The sequence below is a fragment of the Calditrichota bacterium genome, from assembly GCA_013152715.1.
Classification (GTDB): Bacteria; Zhuqueibacterota; Zhuqueibacteria; order Thermofontimicrobiales; family Thermofontimicrobiaceae; genus 4484-87.
Genome location: JAADFU010000131.1, coordinates 24,773 through 45,064, shown reverse-complemented (window position 1 = coordinate 45,064; position 20,292 = coordinate 24,773). Strand labels below are relative to the sequence as shown.

At 46.6% G+C, this 20,292-nt stretch carries 15 protein-coding genes; 6 read left to right on the top strand and 9 right to left on the bottom strand.

What is annotated here, in order from left to right:
* The first annotated feature begins 38 nt into the window (after positions 1-38).
* The 3 genes from GXO74_10845 (at position 39) to GXO74_10835 (ending at position 6,129) form a co-directional block, all read left to right on the top strand.
* Entirely contained in the window at positions 39-2,579 is a 2,541-nt protein-coding gene (locus tag GXO74_10845; GenBank protein ID NOZ62169.1) for a hypothetical protein, read from the top strand.
* 52 nt (positions 2,580-2,631) lie between these two features.
* Positions 2,632-4,473: a gamma-glutamyltransferase family protein gene (locus tag GXO74_10840; protein NOZ62168.1), complete on the top strand. Its 1,842-nt coding sequence runs from the start codon at positions 2,632-2,634 to the stop codon at positions 4,471-4,473.
* A 63-nt stretch (positions 4,474-4,536) separates the two neighbouring features.
* Entirely contained in the window at positions 4,537-6,129 is a 1,593-nt protein-coding gene (locus tag GXO74_10835; protein ID NOZ62167.1) for a D-aminoacylase, read from the top strand.
* Positions 6,130-6,215: 86 nt separating this feature from the next.
* Here GXO74_10835 and GXO74_10830 read toward each other — a convergent pair whose 3' ends face one another.
* The gene (locus tag GXO74_10830) at positions 6,216-7,478 is read right to left on the bottom strand and encodes an ROK family transcriptional regulator (GenBank protein ID NOZ62166.1); all 1,263 of its coding nucleotides are present in this window, start codon (positions 7,476-7,478) and stop codon (positions 6,216-6,218) included.
* A gap of 534 nt (positions 7,479-8,012) precedes the next feature.
* Here GXO74_10830 and GXO74_10825 point away from each other — a divergent pair.
* Complete coding sequence (locus GXO74_10825) at positions 8,013-8,546, top strand: macro domain-containing protein (protein ID NOZ62165.1); 534 nt, start codon at positions 8,013-8,015, stop codon at positions 8,544-8,546.
* A gap of 110 nt (positions 8,547-8,656) precedes the next feature.
* Positions 8,657-9,670 (top strand): hypothetical protein, encoded by a 1,014-nt coding sequence (locus GXO74_10820; GenBank protein NOZ62164.1) that lies wholly within the window; start codon positions 8,657-8,659, stop codon positions 9,668-9,670.
* 74 nt (positions 9,671-9,744) lie between these two features.
* On the opposite strand, the gene GXO74_10815 is transcribed toward GXO74_10820, so the two are convergent.
* The 8 genes from GXO74_10815 to GXO74_10780 form a co-directional block, all read right to left on the bottom strand.
* The gene (locus tag GXO74_10815) at positions 9,745-11,037 is read right to left on the bottom strand and encodes a glucose-1-phosphate adenylyltransferase (protein ID NOZ62163.1); all 1,293 of its coding nucleotides are present in this window, start codon (positions 11,035-11,037) and stop codon (positions 9,745-9,747) included.
* 92 nt (positions 11,038-11,129) lie between these two features.
* Positions 11,130-11,438 carry a hypothetical protein gene (locus GXO74_10810; GenBank protein ID NOZ62162.1) on the bottom strand — a complete coding sequence of 103 codons (309 nt, stop codon included), beginning with the start codon at positions 11,436-11,438 and terminating at the stop codon, positions 11,130-11,132.
* Between the two features lie 50 nt (positions 11,439-11,488).
* Positions 11,489-12,943, bottom strand: coding sequence for a GHMP kinase (locus GXO74_10805; protein ID NOZ62161.1), 1,455 nt, complete (start codon positions 12,941-12,943; stop codon positions 11,489-11,491).
* 19 nt (positions 12,944-12,962) lie between these two features.
* The gene (locus GXO74_10800; GenBank protein ID NOZ62160.1) at positions 12,963-13,874 is read right to left on the bottom strand and encodes an inositol monophosphatase; all 912 of its coding nucleotides are present in this window, start codon (positions 13,872-13,874) and stop codon (positions 12,963-12,965) included.
* Positions 13,875-14,009: 135 nt separating this feature from the next.
* On the bottom strand, positions 14,010-15,038 hold the full coding sequence (gene galT / locus GXO74_10795; protein NOZ62159.1) for a galactose-1-phosphate uridylyltransferase: 1,029 nt from the start codon (positions 15,036-15,038) through the stop codon (positions 14,010-14,012).
* Between the two features lie 62 nt (positions 15,039-15,100).
* Positions 15,101-16,171, bottom strand: coding sequence for a beta-lactamase family protein (locus GXO74_10790; protein ID NOZ62158.1), 1,071 nt, complete (start codon positions 16,169-16,171; stop codon positions 15,101-15,103).
* Positions 16,172-16,248: 77 nt separating this feature from the next.
* A complete protein-coding gene (locus GXO74_10785) occupies positions 16,249-16,869 on the bottom strand; it encodes an outer membrane beta-barrel protein (protein ID NOZ62157.1) in 621 nt (206 codons plus the stop codon).
* A gap of 24 nt (positions 16,870-16,893) precedes the next feature.
* A complete protein-coding gene (locus tag GXO74_10780) occupies positions 16,894-17,199 on the bottom strand; it encodes a DUF3467 domain-containing protein (GenBank protein NOZ62156.1) in 306 nt (101 codons plus the stop codon).
* Between the two features lie 353 nt (positions 17,200-17,552).
* Here GXO74_10780 and polA point away from each other — a divergent pair, with 353 nt between their 5' ends.
* Entirely contained in the window at positions 17,553-20,279 is a 2,727-nt protein-coding gene (polA, locus tag GXO74_10775) for a DNA polymerase I (protein NOZ62155.1), read from the top strand.
* Positions 20,280-20,292: the final 13 nt, after the last annotated feature.

Sequence of the window (20,292 nt, the reverse complement as noted above, 5' to 3'; positions counted from 1 at the left end):
GAGAACAAATCTGTCGGAAAATTGGAGAGGAGAAAATCATGCCCCGCAAAGCCATCTTGCTTTTCATTTTTTTTCTGTTTCTCATTCAAATAACAGCCTTTGCTGATGTCCCGTCGCCAGAGCAATTTTTAGGCTTCAAGCCCGGCACAGACCGAAAATTAGCTGACATGCGTCAAATTGTGGCATATTTCAAAATTTTGGGCGAGAATAGCGGGCGCGTCGCCGTGGAAGAAGTTGGTAAAACGACCCTGGGAAATCCGTTCATCGTCGCCGTCATTACTGCCGAAAAAAACCAGTCCCACCTGTCTGATTTCCAAAATTATCAGCAACTGCTGGCAGACCCCAGAAAAATTTCTCCGCAACAGGCGGAAGAAATCATACGCGATAAGGGAAAAACTGTGGTGATGATCAACTGTTCCATTCATGCCTCCGAAATCGGCGCTTCGCAAATGGCAATGCAGCTCGCCTACGATCTGGCAACAAGCCAGAACCGGACATTTCAGGAAATTCTCGACAAGGTTATTTTGTTACTCGTTCCCATGCACAATCCCGATGGCGTTCAGATGGTTGTAGATTGGTACCGTCAATATTTGGGCACTCCCTACGAAGGCGGAAGAATGCCGTGGCTGTACAACAAATACGTGGGACACGACAATAATCGCGATTGGTACATGTTCACGCAGGTGGAATCGCGGCTCACACTAAAAGTGCACAATGCCTGGCATCCGCAGATCATCGTTGACATGCATCAGATGGGCAGCAGAGGCGCGCGTCTTTTTGTGCCGCCTTACGTGGATCCATTCGAGCCAAATGTAGATCCCATTCTGCAGCAGGAAGTGGGAATGATGGGCACTTTTATCGCGACGGAGTTGACGTCGCAGGGCAAGGCCGGCGTCATCCACAGCAGTCGTTACGACGCCTGGACTCCGGCGCGGGCTTACCATCATTATCACGGCGGAATTCGGATTTTGACGGAGTGCGCCAGTGTGCGCGTCGCCACGCCGATAAAAATCGAACCTTTTGAATTGGCGGCAGATGTCAGAAAACCCTCGGTGCGAATGCCGCTTCCCTGGCAGGGAGGCGATTGGACGCTGGAAGATATTGTTGATTACGATTACGCTGCGGCGGTTGCGGCGCTGACAAATGCCGCACGGCTGCGGGAAAATTGGCTGAGAAATTTCTACCGAATCCACTGGAAAGCAGTGAACCGGACAGCGCCGCCATTTGCGTTTGTCGTTCCTGCCGCGCAAGGGGACTATTCCACAACTTTGAAATTGCTCGAAGTGCTCAAACTAGGGGCAGTGGAAATTCACCAGGCACAGGAAGATTTCGCCGCAGACGGGAAAACTTTTTCTGCCGCTTCTTTCATCATTTACATGGCGCAGCCCTACGGCAGCTTTGCCAAGACGCTGTTGGAGCCGCAGGTCTATCCTGAAATTCGCGCTTATCCCGGCGGACCTCTGAAACCGCCTTACGACGTTGTTGCCCACACCTTGCCGCTGTTGATGGGGGTGAAAGTAATTCAAATTAGCAAGCCTTTTTCAGCGTCGGCTGAATTGCTCAGATCACTTCCTGCGCCGCAAAGTCAAATCGACGCGACGACTGCTGAATTTTACGGCTATTTTTGGGACAGCGGGACAAATGACGCTATCGTCGCTGCGGAGCGATTGCTGGAAAAAGGGTTTGGCGTTTCGCGCGCGGCTGAAGATTTTCATCAGACAGGAAGTACGTTCAAAGCCGGTTCCTTTTTCGTGAAAAAGAAAAAGGGGCTGTCTGCTGCCGTCAAAAATATTGCTGATGACCTCAATGTGCATTTTCAACTATTGAAAGAAAATCCTGACGTTCGCGTCCTCAAATTAAAAAAACCAAAATTAGGTTTGTACCACAGTTGGTCGGCTTCGATGGACGAAGGTTGGACACGGTGGGTGTTGGAACAATTTGAAATTCCTTACACGCGAGTGGAAAACAAAATGGTCAAAAACGGAAATCTAAACAAAAAATTCGATGTTTTGATTCTTCCGGACATTCACGAAAGAATGATCGTGAAAGGGATTTCGGAAAAATCAATTCCGCCAGAATATGCCGGCGGTATCGAAGACGTGGGTGTGAAAAATGTGATTCAATTTGTGGAAAATGGCGGCGCTCTGATCACGCTCAACCGCGCGGCTTCTTTCGCTATCAAATATTTTCAAATTAACGTTGTCGATAGCAGCAGAAAATGGACGCGAAAGGATTTTTATTGCCCGGGCTCTATTTTGCGCGCCAAAGTGGATAATCGGCATCCGGTCGCTTACGGTTACGGCAGCAGCAGCGCGATATTTTTCCGGGGCAGCCCGGTATTTTCCGTGAATGAAGGAACCTCGGTAGTCACTTATCCCGACAAGAATTTGCTTCTCAGTGGTTGGATTAACGGCGGAGCGCATCTTGCGGGAAAAAGTGCCATTGTCGAAGTCAAGCGTGGCAAAGGGAAAATCATCCTCATCGGATTTCCGACGCTTTACCGCGGCCAGGCGCACGCGACATTCCGTTTTTTGTTTAATTCAATTTTTTACGGAAGCGCGAAAGAAGGAAAATTTTAACTTTCGTCCGACAGTCCGATTAATTTGACAAAGAAAATTAGGAGGATTTTTTATGACAAATAAAATTAGCCGTTTTTTGATCGTCTTTTTGCTACTATTTCTATTCTTCACGCTTGGTTTAGCTACAGAAAAGCCAATTTTGCACGGAAAGCACTGGGTGGCGATTACAGGCAAGCCACTGGCAGCGACGGCAGGCGCGAAAATTTTTATTCGCGGGGGAAATGCCGTGGATGCGGCTTGTGCCATGTTAGCAGCGACCTGCACCATGTGGGATGTTTTGAGTTGGGGCGGCGAAACACAGGCATTAATTTATAATCCCAACACAAAAAAAATCATTGGCATCAATGCCCTCGGTGTTGCGCCGACGGGCGCCACAGCGGGGTTTTTCAAGAAAAAAGGTCTGAAATATCCGCCCGAGTACGGCCCGTTAGCTGCCGTCACGCCGGGTACGCCGGGCGGTTTGATGGTCATGCTCGCGGAATTTGGAACCATGAGTTTGAAAGAAGTTTTGCAGCCGGCAATGGAAATGGCGCAGGGATATCCCATCGAAGCGCAGACAGCCAATTCAATCGAACACTACAAAAAACGCATCAAACAGTGGCCTTATTCCAAAAAAGTTTTTCTCACTCATCTCGGCGAAAAACGAGAAGCGCCTTACCCCGGCGAGATTTTCCGGCAGGCCGATCTTCTGCAAACGCTGGAGAAACTTGTCGCAGCAGAACAGCAGGCGCTGACACACGGGAAAAACAGAAAAGAAGCAATCTATGCGGCTTACGACCGCTTTTACAAAGGCGACATCGCCGATGAATTTGTCCGCGGCTGCCAGGAACAGGGCGGCTTAATCACCAAACAAGACTTGAGGAACTGGAAAGTCTATCAGGAAGAACCAGTCAGCACGAATTACAAAGGAATTGACGTGTACAAATTGACATGTTGGGTGCAAGGACCTGTGATGCTGCAAACGCTGAATATTTTGGAAAATTTTGATCTCAAATCCATGGGGTACAACAGCGCGAATTACATTCACACTTTGTACCAAGCGATGAATCTGGCTTACGCTGATCGGGATTTTTACTACGGCGATCCCTACTTTCCGCCCGAAGAGCCGCTTGCGGGACTGCTGTCAAAAAAATATGCTCAAGAAAGAGTAAAATTGATCGACACGGAGAAAAATGATCCGAATGTAAAACCCGGTGATCCTTATTTTTTCATGGGGGAAAAGAATCCTTTTCAAAATATTTTAAAAGACTGGTCGGAAATTCAGCGAAAAGGGCGGTCGCTCACGCCGGAAAAATTGGCAGAAGAATTTTTCCGCGGCACAACGTCGATTCAGGCTGCTGATGAAAATGGCTGGGTAGTTTCAGTGACACCGAGCGGCGGCTGGATTCCGGCGTGCATCGCCGGCAAGACCGGCGTGGGAATGAGCCAACGCATGCAGAGTTTTGTGCTTGACAAAAAAGAAAATCCGTTTAATGTTGTTGAACCGGGGAAAAGACCGCGCGCAACATTGACGCCGACAATCGCCATGAAAGACGGGAAACCATATTTGTCTTTCTCCATTCAGGGCGGCGACACGCAGGATCAGAATTGTCTGCAATTTTTTCTCGACATCGTCGAGTTCGGCATGACCGTGCAGGAAGCGTGTGAAGCGGCAAACATTGTGAGTTACCAGATGCACAGTTCTTTTGGCGCCCACGATAAATCACCAGGACGCCTGAGTTTGCGCCGCGATGTGCCACAGTGGGTGCAGTCAGAATTGAGAAAACGCGGCTATCAAATCAGATTACAGAGCAAAACTTCTGGACCCATGAACGCGATCTTTTTTGATTGGAAGCACGGCAGCTTCTGGGGCGGGTCCAGTAATTACGGCGAGGATTATGGGATTGCATGGTGAGAGGAAATTATTAGTCAAACATTTCGTTGTTCCTTTTTACGTTTCTCAAATTGGAGATTTGAAATGTTCAAAAAAATAACGTTAATTTTCGCATTGACGCTGCTTTTTCTTTTTTCCTGTCAAACGAATAATCAAACCTATGATTTAATTATTCGATCAGGAAAAATAGTCGACGGCGCCAAGAATCCTTTTTACTACGCTGACATCGGCATTCGCGGCGAGCGTATTGCTGCCATTGGAGATTTGTCTGACCGCAAGGCAAAAAAAATAATCGACGCCAAAAATCTCTACGTGACGCCCGGATTCATTGACGTGCACACGCACACCGATCGTCTGATTGACTCATTGACGCAGGTGAAAAATTATTTGCTGCAGGGCGTAACTACTGTTGTCGGCGGCAATTGCGGCGGAAGCAGATATCCGCTAAACAAGTTATTTGAAAAATTGGAAAAGAAAGGGATTGGGATTAATTTTGCTTCGCTTGTCGGACACAATACCATCCGCTCGCAGGTGATGGGCGCCGCTGATCGACAGCCCTCGCCGGAGGAACTGGAACAAATGAAAAAATTAGTGGACCAGGAAATGCGCGCTGGCGCCATTGGACTCAGCACTGGGCTGGCTTACGTTCCGGGCAGGTATTCGAAAACAAAAGAAATTATTGAACTTGCAAAAATGATTGCCCCCTATCGCGGCGTTTATACCAGCCATTTGCGCAATCAGGGCAAAGGAATAAAACGAGCAATCGAAGAAGCAATTCGAATTGGCAGGGAAGCCGGCGTGCGTGTTGAACTTTCTCACATCAAATTAGCCAATGACGCTGTCTGGGGACGCTACGAGTTCATCACTGATCCGGTGGAAAATGCGCGGAAAGAAGGGCGGGAAGTTTACATGGATCAATATCCGTACACAGCGACCAGTTCCGGTTTTAGCAGCAGTTTTCGCGGCTGGGTCGTCGCTGGCGGGACAAAGGCTTTCATCGACCGCATGAAAAATCCCGCGACTTACGAAAAAGCGAAACAGGGACTGATTCAAAGACGTTTTGTCTCGGCTCGCGGCATCAATAAATTGGAAAAAATTTACGTTGCTTACAACAAAAATCATCACGAATACGAAGGAAAAAATCTGGCGGAAATTTTGGCAATGCTGGGGAAAGACAAAACTGTTTCCAATGCAGCGGATCTGGTGATTCAGATGACCATGTACGATCATCCGCGAGGGATATTTTTTCAGATGGACGAAAAAGATGTTCAGGAAATAATGAAAAAACCTTACAACATGATTGCATCAGACGGAAAAATTGAAATTCCGGGGGTGGAAGTTCCCCACCCGCGGGCTTACGGTACGTTTCCGCGGATTATCGCCCGCTACGTCAGAGAAAAGAAAGTACTTTCTCTGACGGACGCCATCCGAAAAATGACCAGTTTGCCGGCGCAAGCTATGGGTTTTTATCAGCGGGGCTTGCTCAAACCTGGCTGTTTTGCCGATATTGTTATTTTTGATTTTGAAAAAATAAAAGACAATGCGACATTCCAGCAGCCGCATCAGTATCCTTCAGGCATAAGCTACATCATCGTCAATGGCAAGATTGCCGCGAGAGACGGCAAAATTGTGTTTGACAAGGCAGGTAAAATTTTGTACGGCAACGGAAAAAAATAGCAGAAAAAAAGGGACTCTCTGCGGGGAAAGAGTCCCTGAAGTGTCTCAGCTCAGTTTCTTGAGCGCTAACCTTCGCAATTGAAATTTTACCGATTCGTATCAACCAGAGTGATATGATTGCGGTTTCGCGTGACCGGCGGCTCAAAAATCGTCTGCAGCGCCAGGGCAATGGCGCCTTTCACGCCCGCCATTTGTTTCAATTCACCGGAGACAATGGTACTCGCTTTGAAAGGAATATCTTGCATGTGCTCATCGGCTTTGATGATAATTTTTTTCATGATGTAAGACGAGTATTCGATAACGAAACCGTTGATGACGATCAGGCTTGGATTTATAGTTTTCATCAATGTTGTGCAGAGTCCGGCGACGATTTCCGCATATTCATCAAGGACAGCGCGGACTTCAGCATTGCCTCTTTCAGCTAATTGCAAATAAATTTGTAATAATTCGTCGTCAGTTTTTGACTCGCCAATTTCAGCCGCGAGTTCCGGCGTCGCCTTTTTCAATTCCACTAATAAATTCGACTCGGCAAGCAAGTCTCCGAGAAATTTTTGGCCGTGGAAAAGTCGTTTTTCCTGATTGGCACACGAGATCAAACTTTCTGCTTCAAGAAAACCGATCTCGCCGGTATTGCCACTTTCGCCTCGGATGAGTTGATCGCGCATGATGATTCCGGCGCCGACGCCTTCGCCGATCCAGATGCAGACCAGATTTTGTACGCCTTTGCCGGCACCTATCAATTTTTCCCCGAGCGCAATCGTGTTGGCGTCATTTTCGAGAATAATCGGAATGGGGTAAATTTCATAAAATCTTTTCACTAGCGGAATATCAGCCCAGCCACTGAATTTGTTGATGGCGTGAAGTTGGCCGTTTTCATAATCGACAACACCGGGCACGCCGATACCAATACTCACGAGTTTATCTTTTTTGACTTTTGCCCGATGCATCACTGAGCTGATTTTTTTTCTCGTCATTTGAAGAAAATTGTCAAACCCAATGCCTGGCTCGTATTCAATTTGCCCCCTGGCTTTTATTTCAGATTCAATGTCCGCAAGCGCGATATTAGCGTAGCTCTGCTTGATTTCAATGCCGATCACGTAGCCCGCATCAGGATTGAGTTTCAACAAAATCGGGCGTTTACCGCCGCGCCGGGTGGATTTCCCTTTGCCAATTTCCAGAATGAACCCGGCGATATCCAGGCGATTGACAATTTCCGAAATGGCTACTTTGGAAATTTTGCTTTGTCGGGCAAGTTCGTTGCGAGAGATGGGGCCGTGATCGCGAATGAGGTTGAGTACTCGTTTTTCATTTAATTGTTTAATGAGTTGAATGTTCACTTTTTCTTTCATTTGATTGTCCCGATTTTAGCTTTCATCATGTTAATTCTATTGAACGGCGCTAAAAATGATGAATAGCGCTGCGATTCAATTCGGAAATAAAGCGAGTAAGCTTCTCTCACAACGGAAAAGTTGCAATTTTTTCAGAGAAAGCAAGGATGATGTTTCATCAAGAATTTCGGCTTGGTTTGTTCGGCTAACTAATTATTAAATATTAACGAAAATTATTTTAATAATCAAGAAAAATTTTAATATTTCTCAACGCAGCAAGCTGCGTAATTTCATCGCAAAGGCGCAAAGTTCACAAGAAAAAAACTGATTATTATGCTTGGCGTCCTTCGCGTCTTCGGGACAATAAAACTTTTGCCAAAAGAAACCGAAGCAAATTTTTGAACGCCCATTAAAAACACAAAGCACTATTTTAAAAAAAGCTTTGAATTTCAATGATTGTGTCATTATATTTAATTTTCAAGATACAGCAGACCCGAGTTCCTGAAAATATCTGACTTGCGGCGTCAAACGAAAAAAGAAAAGAGGAGAAAAAACATGCTTCGAAAAATAAACGGACGGACACTGGAGTTGATTCAGGGGGACATCACAGATATGGAAACAGATGCTATTGTCAACGCGGCGAATGCGCAATTAATTTTGGGGGGCGGCGTTGCCGGGGCGATTCGTCGCAAGGGCGGGCCTCGCATTCAGGAAGAATGCAACCAAATCGGCGGAACTTTTGTGGGCGGAGCGGTTATTACTTCCGGAGGGAATTTACCAGCAAAATATGTCATTCATGCGGTGGGACCGCGACTGGGCGAAGGCGATGAGGACAATAAATTGCGCAATGCGACAAAAAACAGTCTGCGTGTGGCGGATGAAAATAGACTCAAATCCATTGCTTTCCCGGCAATCAGCACCGGCATTTTCGGTTATCCACTCGACCGCTGCGCGAAAATCATGCTCGAAGAAACAATAACATATTTGCAAGGGGGCACAACTATTGAAAGAGTCGTTTTTTGTCTTTTTGAGAGCAAAGCCTATGCCATATTTCAGAGCGTGCTGACACAGATGACGACCATAGAATAAGAGGCATTTCATCCAAATTTAGAAAAAAATGTTAGGAATTTTCAGATTTTATTCTTATATTTTAGTTTTAAAACTAATTCAATTATTTAAATATCGATAAGGAGAGGTTCATGAGAAGAATTCTAATTATTGCTTTCTCTATTGCTATTCTTGTTGTTGCGTGCGGAGGCAACAATGGCGTCAAATTACAACCCGATACGCCGGAATATGCGTTGGCAAAGGCGTTGTCAGAGAAGGTCCCCTATTTTGATCCGGATAAGAATAACGTCCTGGTAAAATCCAAAAATTTTGAAATTCGCACGGGAGAATTTTTTACCGAACTAAAAGCAGGCATGGGCAACAATGCTGATCAACTGAAGAGCATACCGGTCGAGAAAATGAAAGACTATCTGAAGAGTATGGCGAAAAGATTTGGCGAGCAGAAACTGCTGTTAAGCTTGGCCGACAAAGCCGGCGTTCAGGTGACGGATGCTCAGATTGACAGTATTCTGCAAGCGCAATATGCCCGTGCCGGCGGCGAAGAAAAATTTAACAGCATGCTTGAAAGGCGAGGCCTTTCAATGGACTTTGTCCGCAATGACATTGCCAAAAATTTGAAAATCAACGCTTATTTGGACAAAATGTTAGAAAAAGAGATGCAGGTCACCGAGCAGGACATTGAGAACGAATACTCACAGGACAAGACGGCGACGGTGCAGCACATTTTGCTGCGCACGCAAGGCAAAAGCGATTCAGCGAAGCAGGAAATTCACAAAAAGATGGAAGGCATATTAGCAGAAGCAAAAGCCGGCAAAGATTTCGGTGAATTGGCGAAAAAATACAGCGAAGACCCGGGTTCAAAAGATCGCGGTGGTTTGTACAAAGACTTCGCGCGCGGACAAATGGTCGCCCCGTTTGACTCTGCGGCTTTTTCCGTGCCCGTCGGGGACATCAGCGGTATTGTCGAGACAAATTACGGCTATCATATTTTGAAAGTTTTGGATCGCAAAAAAGAGACAAAGTCGCTCGCTGAAGTCCACGATCAAATCGCGCAGAAAATCAAAACTGATCGACAACAACGGCTGATCCCGAAGTTGATCGAGAAACTGAAAAAAGACGCTGATTTCGAAATCGTCGAATTTTAACTTTCTTTGTTATTACGAAAAAAGCCTTCCGCTTTACCCAAGGGAAGGCTTTTTTTTGTTCCCGACTCAAGAGATTAATTAATGATATCCGTGCAAGGCGGGATAATTGTTCCTCTGGGAATAATAGTAATCCCATCGCGGATGTAGTAAAGCGGATCGTCTTTGTCCGCAGCTTTGTCCGTGGTGATAATTCGCACGCCGTCGCCGACGCGCACATTCTTGTCGATGATCGCCTTTTGTACGGTGCAATTTTTTCCGATTCCCAACGGCGGTGCGTTTTTCTGGATCATCTCCCTCGTTTTTAGCGTTGGTTCTTCTTGGTAAAAATCTGCCCCGGACATCACAACATCTTCTATGATTGAGCCTTCGTCAATAATACTCCTGGTGCCGATAATTGAGTTAGCGATTCGCGCGCCGTGAATTTGCGAGCCTTCTCCGATAATGCAGTCGCGAATTTCAGAGCGCGTAATTTGGCTGGGCGGCAAAGATCTGGTCCTGGTGTAAAAAGGCCAGCTTGCTTTGTACAAAGAAAAGGGTGGGTTGGGTTTTGCCAGCGACAGATTTGCTTCAAAATAGGATTTGATGGTGCCGATGTCTCGCCAGTAATCGACAAAGGGAAAGGTCGCCACGCGAAATTTCTTGATGGCGGCCGGGATGACTTCTTTGCCAAAATCTTCGTAATTGGTTTTTTCAATAAGCTCGATCAAAATGTCCGGGTTAAAAATGTAGATTCCCATGGAGGCGAGATATTTATCCTTTTGGTGGGGCATTTCGGCGTCGTAAAATAGTTTCTCCGGCGCAGAAAACTGACTGATCAATTGCGGATCTTCAGGCTTCTCGATGAATTTCTTGATGATCCCGTCGTCGTCAACTTTGAGCAGACCAAATTCCGGCGCTTGCTCGGCGGTAACTGGCGTGACGCAAACAGTAATGTCCGCCGTTTTTTTTCGATGGAATCTGAGCGCTTTTTGATAATCCATACGATACAAATGATCGCCGGACAAAATAATCATGTAATCAAATTTATAGTAAGTTGTGTGCCGAAGAGTCGCGCGAACCGCGTCGGCTGTTCCCTGAAACCATCGTTCACCGCGCGGAGTTTGCTCCGCCGCCAGGATATCAATAAAACCGTCAGTAAAAGTATCAAATTGGTAGGTTTGCATGATATGGCGATGCAGACTGGCGGAAAGAAACTGCGTGAGGACGTAGATCCGATTAATGCCTGAATTGATGCAATTGGAAATCGGAATGTCGATTAGCCGGTATTTTCCGGCGAAACTCACCGCTGGTTTCGCCCGTTCGCGCGTGAGCGGGAAAAGTCTTTTGCCCTGGCCGCCGCCAAGGATTACCGCGGTCACATTTTTCATCTTTGCGCTCCAATTGGTTATCTGCTCATCTCGAATACTTTTTAGAATGGACTGCTTCAACAACAAGATTTCATTTTTACCAAATTGAGAAATCAAATCAGCGCCTCGCCTCCTATGCCGCTGCTTGCAAGCGGAGTTGAAAGGTGCCCTTTACTCAAAATAATAGAATTCTGATAAATGTCAATAGAAAAATGCCGCCAAAGCAGAGTTTTTGTCGGATTAATTTCATTCATTCTGCGAAAAAGGCGAACAACTTTGCCAGACGAATCATGAATTACAAAATTCGTCCAGCAATTTTCAAAAAAATTAGCTTGTTCTTTATCTGGCATTATTGAGCTGAATTTACGGAACAATCTCTTCGCTAAACCAATCGCTATTAATTCATCACTTGCTTTTGCCAAAAAAGAAGCCGGAATTCAAAGTCCGATTATTTGAAGCCGAAGTTATTTTCTCATTCGATCAATTTAATTTTCATTCTACCGAACCAGCGAGAGCCCGGCGATGATCCCTGAAACAAATAGGGACTGTATCCGGTTTTTTGAAGAAATTGTTGGCGCAGTTTTTCTACTGATTCGAGAGCAGATTTTTTACTGAGCAGGGCAACCGTGCCGCCGCTGCCGCCGCCGGTGATTTTTGCGCCGAAAATTGCGCTGTTCGTTTCGGATTGCCGCGCCAGTTCGACGAGCAAGTCCGTGGCATCAGAGCCAAGGCCGCAAGCAGAATAGCCGGCGTGGGATTGGTACATGAGCTCTCCCAAAATATGCAGCGTTTTCTCACTCACTGGTTTTTCGATCAGGTTGGCAAAAGCCTTCACGCGAAAATTTTCATAAATCGGATGCTTCGTCGGATTGAGAACGGCGTAAGTGCGCCCGGGATTAACTTGAGTGACCGGGTCGGTGATGCCGCCGTATTTTTCAAGAAATTCGCTACCCTTAATTTCCGGCGGTAACTGTTGTGCAAGAAATTGCTCAAAAATAGAAGGAGACAAATTTGCGAGATAGCCGTGCCAGCGCGGGTCATTGATTCTGGTTTTTCCCTTTTCCGCACTAATTTTCAGCCCGGCAAGTTCTGCAATGATACGATAGCCCATGAAAGCGCCGACGCGGACAGAAGTGTAATCCGCTCCGGAAACAGAATGGCGCACGCCAGAATCCAGTCCGAAAAATTCGATTTCGTCCGGAATTTTGACAGGTGCTAATAATTGCGCCGGTTGGCAGAGCAGCGCCATCAATTCATTTTCCCTGCCGAAAACCGCCGTCATCTGATCCATCACGCCGCAGGGCGCGCCCACGATAAAATTTTCCACTTTTTGGCACAACAGGGCAATCTCTTCCGGCGTCAGGGAGAAATTGTACAGAGCAGCAATCGCTTCCATCGCTGCAACTTCCAGCGCTGCTGAGGAACTGACGCCTTTTCCCTCCGGGACATTGGAGCGAATGAGCAGCGTTGCGCCGTGTGGGAAATGAAAGTTTTTTTCTTGTGCCAGAACTAAAAACGCTCCGGCGACGTAGGCTGCCCATGACGTTTTTTCATTTTGTTGAAAAAATTGCTGCGCGTCTTCGTAAGCAATGGGAGTTTTTCCCTGAAAAAAATAATCCAAAGAAATTTCAAATTCAGCATCGTGCGCGGAATTCTTTCGATTCAAGCTGGTGATTCGGATTTGGCGATCCGAGCGCGCTTGAATGGCGCAAATCGTGGCTTCTCTGATGGGCATTTGCAAAACCAGCGCGCCGGAGTAATCGGCAATGCCGCCCATGACGTCGAGTCTGCCGGGCGCGCGCGTGATCGTAATCGGCTGGCTTGAATCAAAACCAAACGCTTTTCCTTGTGAAAGTGATACGCCGAAATCGGAGATGAATTTCTCCACATCTGGCAGCGCCTGAGTTTTTCCGGACAAAATTTTCATGGGTGGAGTTCCAAAAATATCAAATCAAATCACGTTTTTTTAAAATTCGCTGTAAAACTGGCTCGAGGGCGGCGCGGATTTTTTCATTGGCGTAGCCGATCCAGCACAAATTTTCGTCCACGTCCAGCTTTGTGCGCAGCGGCTGGCCGTATTCGTCGGTAATGACGACGCCTGCTTCCCGTGCGATGAGTTCCGTGCAAATATCGTACGGATGGCAACAAATTCCCAGCTCGAATCCCTGTTTCGCAAGAACTTTGTCCATCAAAGGCCTGATGTCTGCGTTGAAACGATCGTGGCCGGCGATGAGTTCGTAAATCTGGCCGCCGGTGGAAAGATATTGATCTTCGAAACAATGAGTTTTTCCTTTTTGGACAGGCCCCAGAACGGCACGAATCAGTTCCTCGTCAATTTCAGCCAGCACATCCCGCGCGCCGGGGAAAAAACGCGAGATCATGGCAAAACCGTGCGCAATTGTGTCCGCTGTCGATGGCTGTAGCGCAAGCGAAACGGATTTTTGGCTCAATCGGTCGTATCGTTCCGCTTGCACGCCTTGTCCTTTTTGCGCCCAGAGCACGTCGCACAGATGCTGCTTGACCAGCGGAATTTCCGTCTGCACTGCTAATTCGATGTCCTGCAAATTGGTATTCTCCCCTTTGTTTGGCGCCACGCCGGTGAGAATCCAGGCGCTGCGTTTCTGGTACATGATTTCCCGGGTGCCGTCGATGGGGTCGATGATAATTCGCCACTGGGCATCTTCTTCTTTGGCGCTGGCGGGAAGAACGACCTTCCCGTCTCCGATGCCTTCGGCAATGAGCACAATCGGCGCTTGCGCTGCAATTTTTTCCGAGAATAATTCCAGAATCAAATCCTCGCTAATGCGGTCGATGGCGTAAATCGTGTCGCTGGAAGATTCGTGATGAATTTGCGCCATCTGATCAATGGAAAGTTTTTCGCAGGATGCAATGATCTCATCTCTGATTTCAGCGTGAATTTGCAAAAGATGTGGGAGCAATGATTCGATTGTCAGCAAGAGGACTCCTTTTCTGTTTCTTGAAATCTGTTTTTGTCAATTTTGTAGCTTGTAATGAAGTGTCGGCAGTCGCTTCAATTCTTTTGCTTTTTCTTCGGGTGACGTGTCGCTGAGAAAATTCCCGCCGCCGATTTCCGGTCCTGCCAGATATTTCAGCAGATTGGGTTTGCGCAGCGGCGGGTGAAATTCAATGTGAAAATGAAAATTATCATATTTTTCCCCGTCCGTCGGCGCCTGATGCAATGCCATGACGTAAGGGAATGGCATTTGCCACAAATTGTCAAATTTGATGAGAATTTGCTGTAGGATGTCAGCGAGATCATTTAATTCGTCATTGGAAAGAGCGGCCAAATGAGGGTGCGTCTTTTTCGGCGCGACAAAAACCTCGTAAGCGTAGCGCGCGAAATAGGGCATGAAAGCGATCACCGTTTCGTTTTCGCAAATGATGCGTCTGCCATCTTCTTTTTCCGTTCTTAAAATATCCTGAAATAGAATTCTGCCAGTGTCAGCAAAATGCCGCTCGCACACCCGGGCTTCGGTCTCGATGTATTTGAAAATGAAATTTGTCGCGTAAATTTGACAATGCGGGTGCGGATTGGATACGCCGACGACTTCGCCCTTGTTTTCAAAAATGAGCACATGATTGATTTCAGGATGCGCGCCCAATTCGAGATATTGCTGCTGCCACACTTTCAGCAGCGTGATGATTTCCGAAGTTTCCAGTTCGGCGAGTGTCAAGTCGTGGCGCGGACTGTAGCAGACGACGCGTGCGATACCGCGCGCCGGTTTGCGTTTGTAAATGGAGTCGGTGAGTTCTGGCACATTTGGCGCATCAAAAGAAACGCAGGCATGGTCATTGTCAAAGACGAAAGTTTGCTTGTAGTCGGGATTTTGCTCGCCGCTCACGCGTATGTTTCCCGGGCAGAAATAACAGTTCGGATCGTACGGCGGTAGTTGAGTTTGCGGCTGACGAACGGTGTCTCCGATCCAGGGCCTGTCCTGTCGGTGCGCCGCCACAATGATCCATTCTTCCCTCAGCGGATGCCATCTCTGTTCCCAGACCATTTTTCAGCTCCGATTATTTTTGTGAAAAAAAATATTTTCAAGGGTAAGTCGCTGGCAAGCGATTATTTCTGATTTTTCCCCAAATACAAACGGGCAATTTTTTCCGCCACTTCATTCAGCATCGGCTTATTTCTATTCGTTAAAATAATTATGCTAAATCGGTCATCGGGAAAACGCTGGATGATTGTCGTGAAGCCGCATGTCTGCCCGGTGTGGTGAATGCGGCGATGTCCCAGAAATTTGTCAATGCGCCAGCCGAAACCGTAAATTGTCGGCGTGCCGTCGAGCAAAGTGTCAGGCGTGAAAGCGAATTTCAGAGATGCGGAAGACACAAGTGTCTCCGTGTACAGCGCCTGGTCCCATTTGTACAAATCGGGCACCGACGAGTAGATGCCTCCGTCTCCGAGTACGGCGCTGGTCAGACTCTGATCTTTGGGCACAAGTTCTCCGTTTTCCAGCGCATAACCGTAGGCGCGATTTTCGACCGTAGAGATTCCTTTTTCGTAGGCGACGGTATTTTTCATGCCAATTTTTAGGAAGATATTTTCCCGCAAAAAATCAGCAAAACGCTGCCCTGAAATTTTTTCGATGATCATCGCCAGCACAGCGTAGCCGGTGTTACTGTATTGATACTTCGTGCCTGGCGCAAAATATGTCGAGTCCTGCGCTTTCATCATTTCCAGCACATCGCGATCGAGAACTTGTTCTGTGGCAGAATCGGGAATGAGAGATTCGTAGTCAATTAAACCTGAGGTGTGATGAATAAGATTGTGAATGGTGATCTTTTTCCCGTAGTCGGGGAAGTCGGGAAAAATGTCCTGCAAAGTCTGTGTCTCGGACAATTTGCCCTGCTCCATGAGCATGAGAATGCACATCGCTGTGAACTGTTTTGTCACTGATGCGAGCCGAAAATTTGTTTCCGGCGTCACTGGAACTTGATTTTCGACGTCCGCCATGCCGTAAGTTTTCACTAAAATCGGTGCGCCGTTTTTGACGACCATCAGAGCGGCGCCAGGCGAATCGCTGCCGGAATACATCGCCATCCAGCGATTGATTTTTTCTTCCGGAGTTCTGGCGCAAAAAGAGAGAGAGAGAATTGACAATAGCAGGAAAATTTTCAGTAGCTTGTTCATTTGTTCTTTCCGTTGTTTTACCGAATAATTTTGCCAGAAATTGAGCCTCAAAAACTGCTGATTTGGATTTGTTCAATCTAAAAAAAATATATCCCCTGCACGCTGATTTTGGGACCGCTGAAGTTGTCTGTCGGACCTATGATTTGACTGAAAGTAACGTAATGATATTTGAATTCCACAGCGATGTTGAATTTGTAAATTCTAAAATCGAAGCCGGCGCCGACATTAAATCCCAGTCCCAATTCCGGATTTTGCAAATAGGAAAAATCCGGGTCGTCAAGAGTATGCTCGTTCCCTAAAAACCATCCAATGCCGTAAATAACGTAGGGAGAAAACCAGATGTCCGCAAGCATGGAATATTTCATGTCCATTGCGACCGAACTGATCTGCAGCAGGCTTTTGGATTTTTCGCCGTGATATTCCCAATAGCCGCCACTGAAACGGAGCGCAAAACTGCGCCACGGCTTCAGAATAACAATGCCGACGTAAGGATTTTGCCTGGCGGATTTCAGCGACGAAAGCTCAGCGTTGTCAGTGAGTCGCGAGGGGAGCCACTGTCCCATTTCCACACCAAATCCGATCGATGCCGATCCCCGCTTTTTCTGCGCGTGCGCACGATTGCCCCAAAATCCCGACAACATTGCCACGAATAAAAATAAGACAATGATTTTCTTTTTAATTTTATTTCTCTTTTTCATCTTTCAAAAAATAGCCGTTGAGCCTTATTCATTTTGCGGTTTGAATCCGAACGATTTCGATTTTGAGTCTCCCAAAATGCGAATTTCCCCGAAATTTGCCTCGTACTTTTTGATATTGTCTTCCAGCGCCCGAAGCAGTGATTTCGCGTGTTGTGGCGTCATAATGATGCGCGCGTACACTTTTGTCTTGGGAACCCCGGGCAACATGCGGGTAAAATCGATCACAAACTCTGCCGGCGAATGCGTGATCAACGCCAGATTTGAATAAATGCCTTCCGCTTCCTTTTCGCCTAATTCAATATTAATTTGTTGTTGTTTTTGTTGATTCATGGCAAACACCTCATTCTTTTATTTCAGTTAATATTTTGCGGTTCTGTTTTTTTTGCAATTAGCGATGGTATTACAAGAGAAGTTTTCGTTTTATTTAAAAAGATTTTTGCGTCTGCCTTTTCAAAGATTTCGAACTTTTAAAAGGGTTTACCGTCCCGTATTTTTGCGAGTTTGAATTTTAGCTTTTTCAGTGCAGTCTAATAATAAGAAATATTTAACTAATAGTCAATCAAAAACCCTCATTTGTAAATTTAAATTGCCCTGATGACTGAGAAAGTCTGAATTTTTATTGACATTGTGAAAATTTTAAATTAAATTAGAAATTCCACTTCACCAAAATAAAGGAAAGTTGAATGACCGACACAGAAAAAAAATTATTTTTAATTGACAGCATGGCGCTGATTTATCGCGCTTATTTTGCAATTGAGAGAAATCCGCTCATTACGACCCGCGGCGAAAATGTCGGGGCAGTGTATTTATTTTTAAAGTCACTCTTGAAAATTCTAGACGAACAGCGGCCTGATTTTTTAGCAGCAGTTTTCGACACGCCAGAGCCGACTTTTCGCCACAAGATGTTTCCGGAATACAAAGCCACTCGCGAAAAGATGCCCGACGAACTTGTCGATCAATTGCCGCGCATCCGGGAAATGCTCGATGTTTTGAACATTCCGCTGATCGAGGTGCCCGGTCTGGAAGCGGACGACGTCATGGGAATTCTCGCCAAAAAGGCGGAAAAAATGGGCATGGAGACATTTTTGGTCACCGGTGACAAGGATTTCATGCAGTTGGTTTCATCGAAAATAAAAATTTACAACCCGGGCCGTTCCGGTGTCGATGTGACCATTCTTGATCCGGATGGTGTTGTCAAAAAAGTGGGATTGAAACCGGAGCAGATTATCGATTATCTGGCACTGATGGGCGACCAGTCCGACAATGTACCCGGCGTCCCGAAAGTGGGGCCGGTGAATGCGTTGAAATTGCTGAAAAAGTATCACGATCTGGAACACATTTACTTGAACATCAGAGATGTCGAGCCCGAACATATCCGCCGTCAGTTGGAAAAATACAAAGAGCAGGCATATTTGTCAAAAATGCTCGTGACGATAGATGCCAATAAAAAAATCCCCTTTGATGTTAAAGATTTCCGGCTCAAAAAAGCTGATGAAAAAAAGGCATTTGCGTTGATGAAAGAGCTGGAATTTAATTCATTGCTGGATCGGTTTTCCTCGGCGATGAGAAAAAGACCTGTGCAAAAGTATGAAATTATTCGCACCAGCGCGGCACTGGAAAAATTGAAAAAAGATCTCGCTGCTTGCCAAAAATTTACGCTGGATCTGGAGACCACAGACGTTGATCCCATGAAAGCGGAGATTGTGGGACTTTCTTTCAGTTGGCAGGAAGGCGAGGCTTTTTACGTGCCGATTTTGCAGGGAGAAGGCGGAGCTACCGGAGATCTATTTCAGACTCAGGATTTTACCGGTTTCTCAAAAAAAGAAATACTTAAAAAATTGCAGCCGATTTTTCTTGACGAGAAAATAAATAAATGCGGTCAAAATATCAAATACGATTTGATTGTGCTCAAAAATGCCGGCGCGGAAGTCAGCGGCGTAGATTTTGACACCATGGTCGCCAGCTATCTCATCAATCCCTCGTTGCGGCAACACAATCTGGATGCGCTGTCGCTGCAGTATTTCAATTATAAAAAAGTGAGCACCAAAGAGCTCATCGGCAGCGGGAAAAAGCAAATCAGCATGGCGGAAGTGCCGCTGGACAAAATCGGATTTTACGCTTGCGAAGATGCCGATTTCACCCAAAGACTGCGCACGATGCTGGAACCGAAATTAACGGAATTGGGCTTGAAAGACCTGTTTGACAAAGTCGAACTGCCGCTGCTGTTCGTGCTCATGGAAATGGAAATGAACGGCGTGGCGCTCGACGTTCAGTTGTTGCAGCAGATGTCCGCGGAATTGGATGAGCTTTTAAATCAAATCGTGAAGAAGATTTATTCCATCGCCGGCCTGGAATTCAATATTAACTCGCCGAAGCAATTGTCCGAAGTTCTGTTTGAAAGACTCAACCTGCGCGTCGTGCGGCGCACAAAGACAGGCCCTTCCACGGACGTGGGCGTGCTCGAAGAATTGTCCAAAGAACACGAGCTTCCGCGCTACATTCTGGAATATCGCCAATTGTCCAAACTGAAATCCACTTACGTCGATGCGCTGCCTCGTTTGATTAATAAAAGAACCGGCAGAGTGCACACATCGTACAATCAGACCGTTGCAGCGACAGGGAGACTTTCGTCCAGCGATCCCAATTTGCAGAACATTCCCATTCGCACCGACTTGGGCAGAAAAATTCGCATGGCTTTTGTTCCCGGAGACAAGAATCACATTTTAGTGGACGCAGATTACTCGCAAATCGAGTTGCGAATTATGGCGCACCTTTCCGGCGACAAAAATTTAATCAAAGCATTTCAGGATGGTGCAGACATTCACCGTAGCACTGCGGCGACGGTTTTTAGTGTCCCGCCCGAGGAAGTCACCGAAGACATGCGCCGCCGCGCCAAGGAAGTGAATTTCGGCATCATGTACGGCATGGGCACCTATGGTCTGGCAAATCGGCTGAATATCTCCAACGAAGAAGCCGAGAACTTCATTCAGACCTATTTTGCCAGTTATCCGGGCATTCGAAAATTTATGGAAGAGAGCAAAGAACTGGCGCGCAAACAGGGCTTTGTAACCACGTTGCTCAATCGCCGGCGCTATTTGCCGGAAATTCACAGCGAGAATCGCCAGTTGCGCGAATTTGCCGAGAGAAATGCCATCAACACGCCCATTCAGGGCAGTGCCGCGGATCTCATTAAAGTTGCCATGATTCACATCTCGGAGCGGATCAAGAAAGAGAAACTGCAAACGAAAATGATCATGCAGGTGCACGACGAACTCGTTTTTGAAGTGCCGAAATCAGAATTGGACGCGGCGAAAGCGCTGATTAAAGAAGAAATGGAAAGCGCCATTGACTTGAACGTGCCCATCAAAGTGGATATCGGAGTAGGGGAGAACTGGCTGGAAGCGCACTGATCGCTTCCGCCAG

What these genes read in the sequence shown, in the direction of transcription:
- GXO74_10845 (NOZ62169.1), top strand. Translation starts at nt 39, where the DNA reads ATGCCCCGCAAAGCCATCTTGCTTTTCATTTTTTTTCTGTTTCTCATT.
- GXO74_10840 (NOZ62168.1), top strand. Translation starts at nt 2,632, where the DNA reads ATGACAAATAAAATTAGCCGTTTTTTGATCGTCTTTTTGCTACTATTT.
- GXO74_10835 (NOZ62167.1), top strand. Translation starts at nt 4,537, where the DNA reads ATGTTCAAAAAAATAACGTTAATTTTCGCATTGACGCTGCTTTTTCTT.
- GXO74_10830 (NOZ62166.1), bottom strand. Translation starts at nt 7,478, where the DNA reads ATGAAAGAAAAAGTGAACATTCAACTCATTAAACAATTAAATGAAAAA.
- GXO74_10825 (NOZ62165.1), top strand. Translation starts at nt 8,013, where the DNA reads ATGCTTCGAAAAATAAACGGACGGACACTGGAGTTGATTCAGGGGGAC.
- GXO74_10820 (NOZ62164.1), top strand. Translation starts at nt 8,657, where the DNA reads ATGAGAAGAATTCTAATTATTGCTTTCTCTATTGCTATTCTTGTTGTT.
- GXO74_10815 (NOZ62163.1), bottom strand. Translation starts at nt 11,037, where the DNA reads ATGAAAAATGTGACCGCGGTAATCCTTGGCGGCGGCCAGGGCAAAAGA.
- GXO74_10805 (NOZ62161.1), bottom strand. Translation starts at nt 12,943, where the DNA reads ATGAAAATTTTGTCCGGAAAAACTCAGGCGCTGCCAGATGTGGAGAAA.
- GXO74_10800 (NOZ62160.1), bottom strand. Translation starts at nt 13,874, where the DNA reads ATGGCGCAAATTCATCACGAATCTTCCAGCGACACGATTTACGCCATC.
- galT (NOZ62159.1), bottom strand. Translation starts at nt 15,038, where the DNA reads ATGGTCTGGGAACAGAGATGGCATCCGCTGAGGGAAGAATGGATCATT.
- GXO74_10790 (NOZ62158.1), bottom strand. Translation starts at nt 16,171, where the DNA reads ATGAACAAGCTACTGAAAATTTTCCTGCTATTGTCAATTCTCTCTCTC.
- GXO74_10785 (NOZ62157.1), bottom strand. Translation starts at nt 16,869, where the DNA reads ATGAAAAAGAGAAATAAAATTAAAAAGAAAATCATTGTCTTATTTTTA.
- GXO74_10780 (NOZ62156.1), bottom strand. Translation starts at nt 17,199, where the DNA reads ATGAATCAACAAAAACAACAACAAATTAATATTGAATTAGGCGAAAAG.
- polA (NOZ62155.1), top strand. Translation starts at nt 17,553, where the DNA reads ATGACCGACACAGAAAAAAAATTATTTTTAATTGACAGCATGGCGCTG.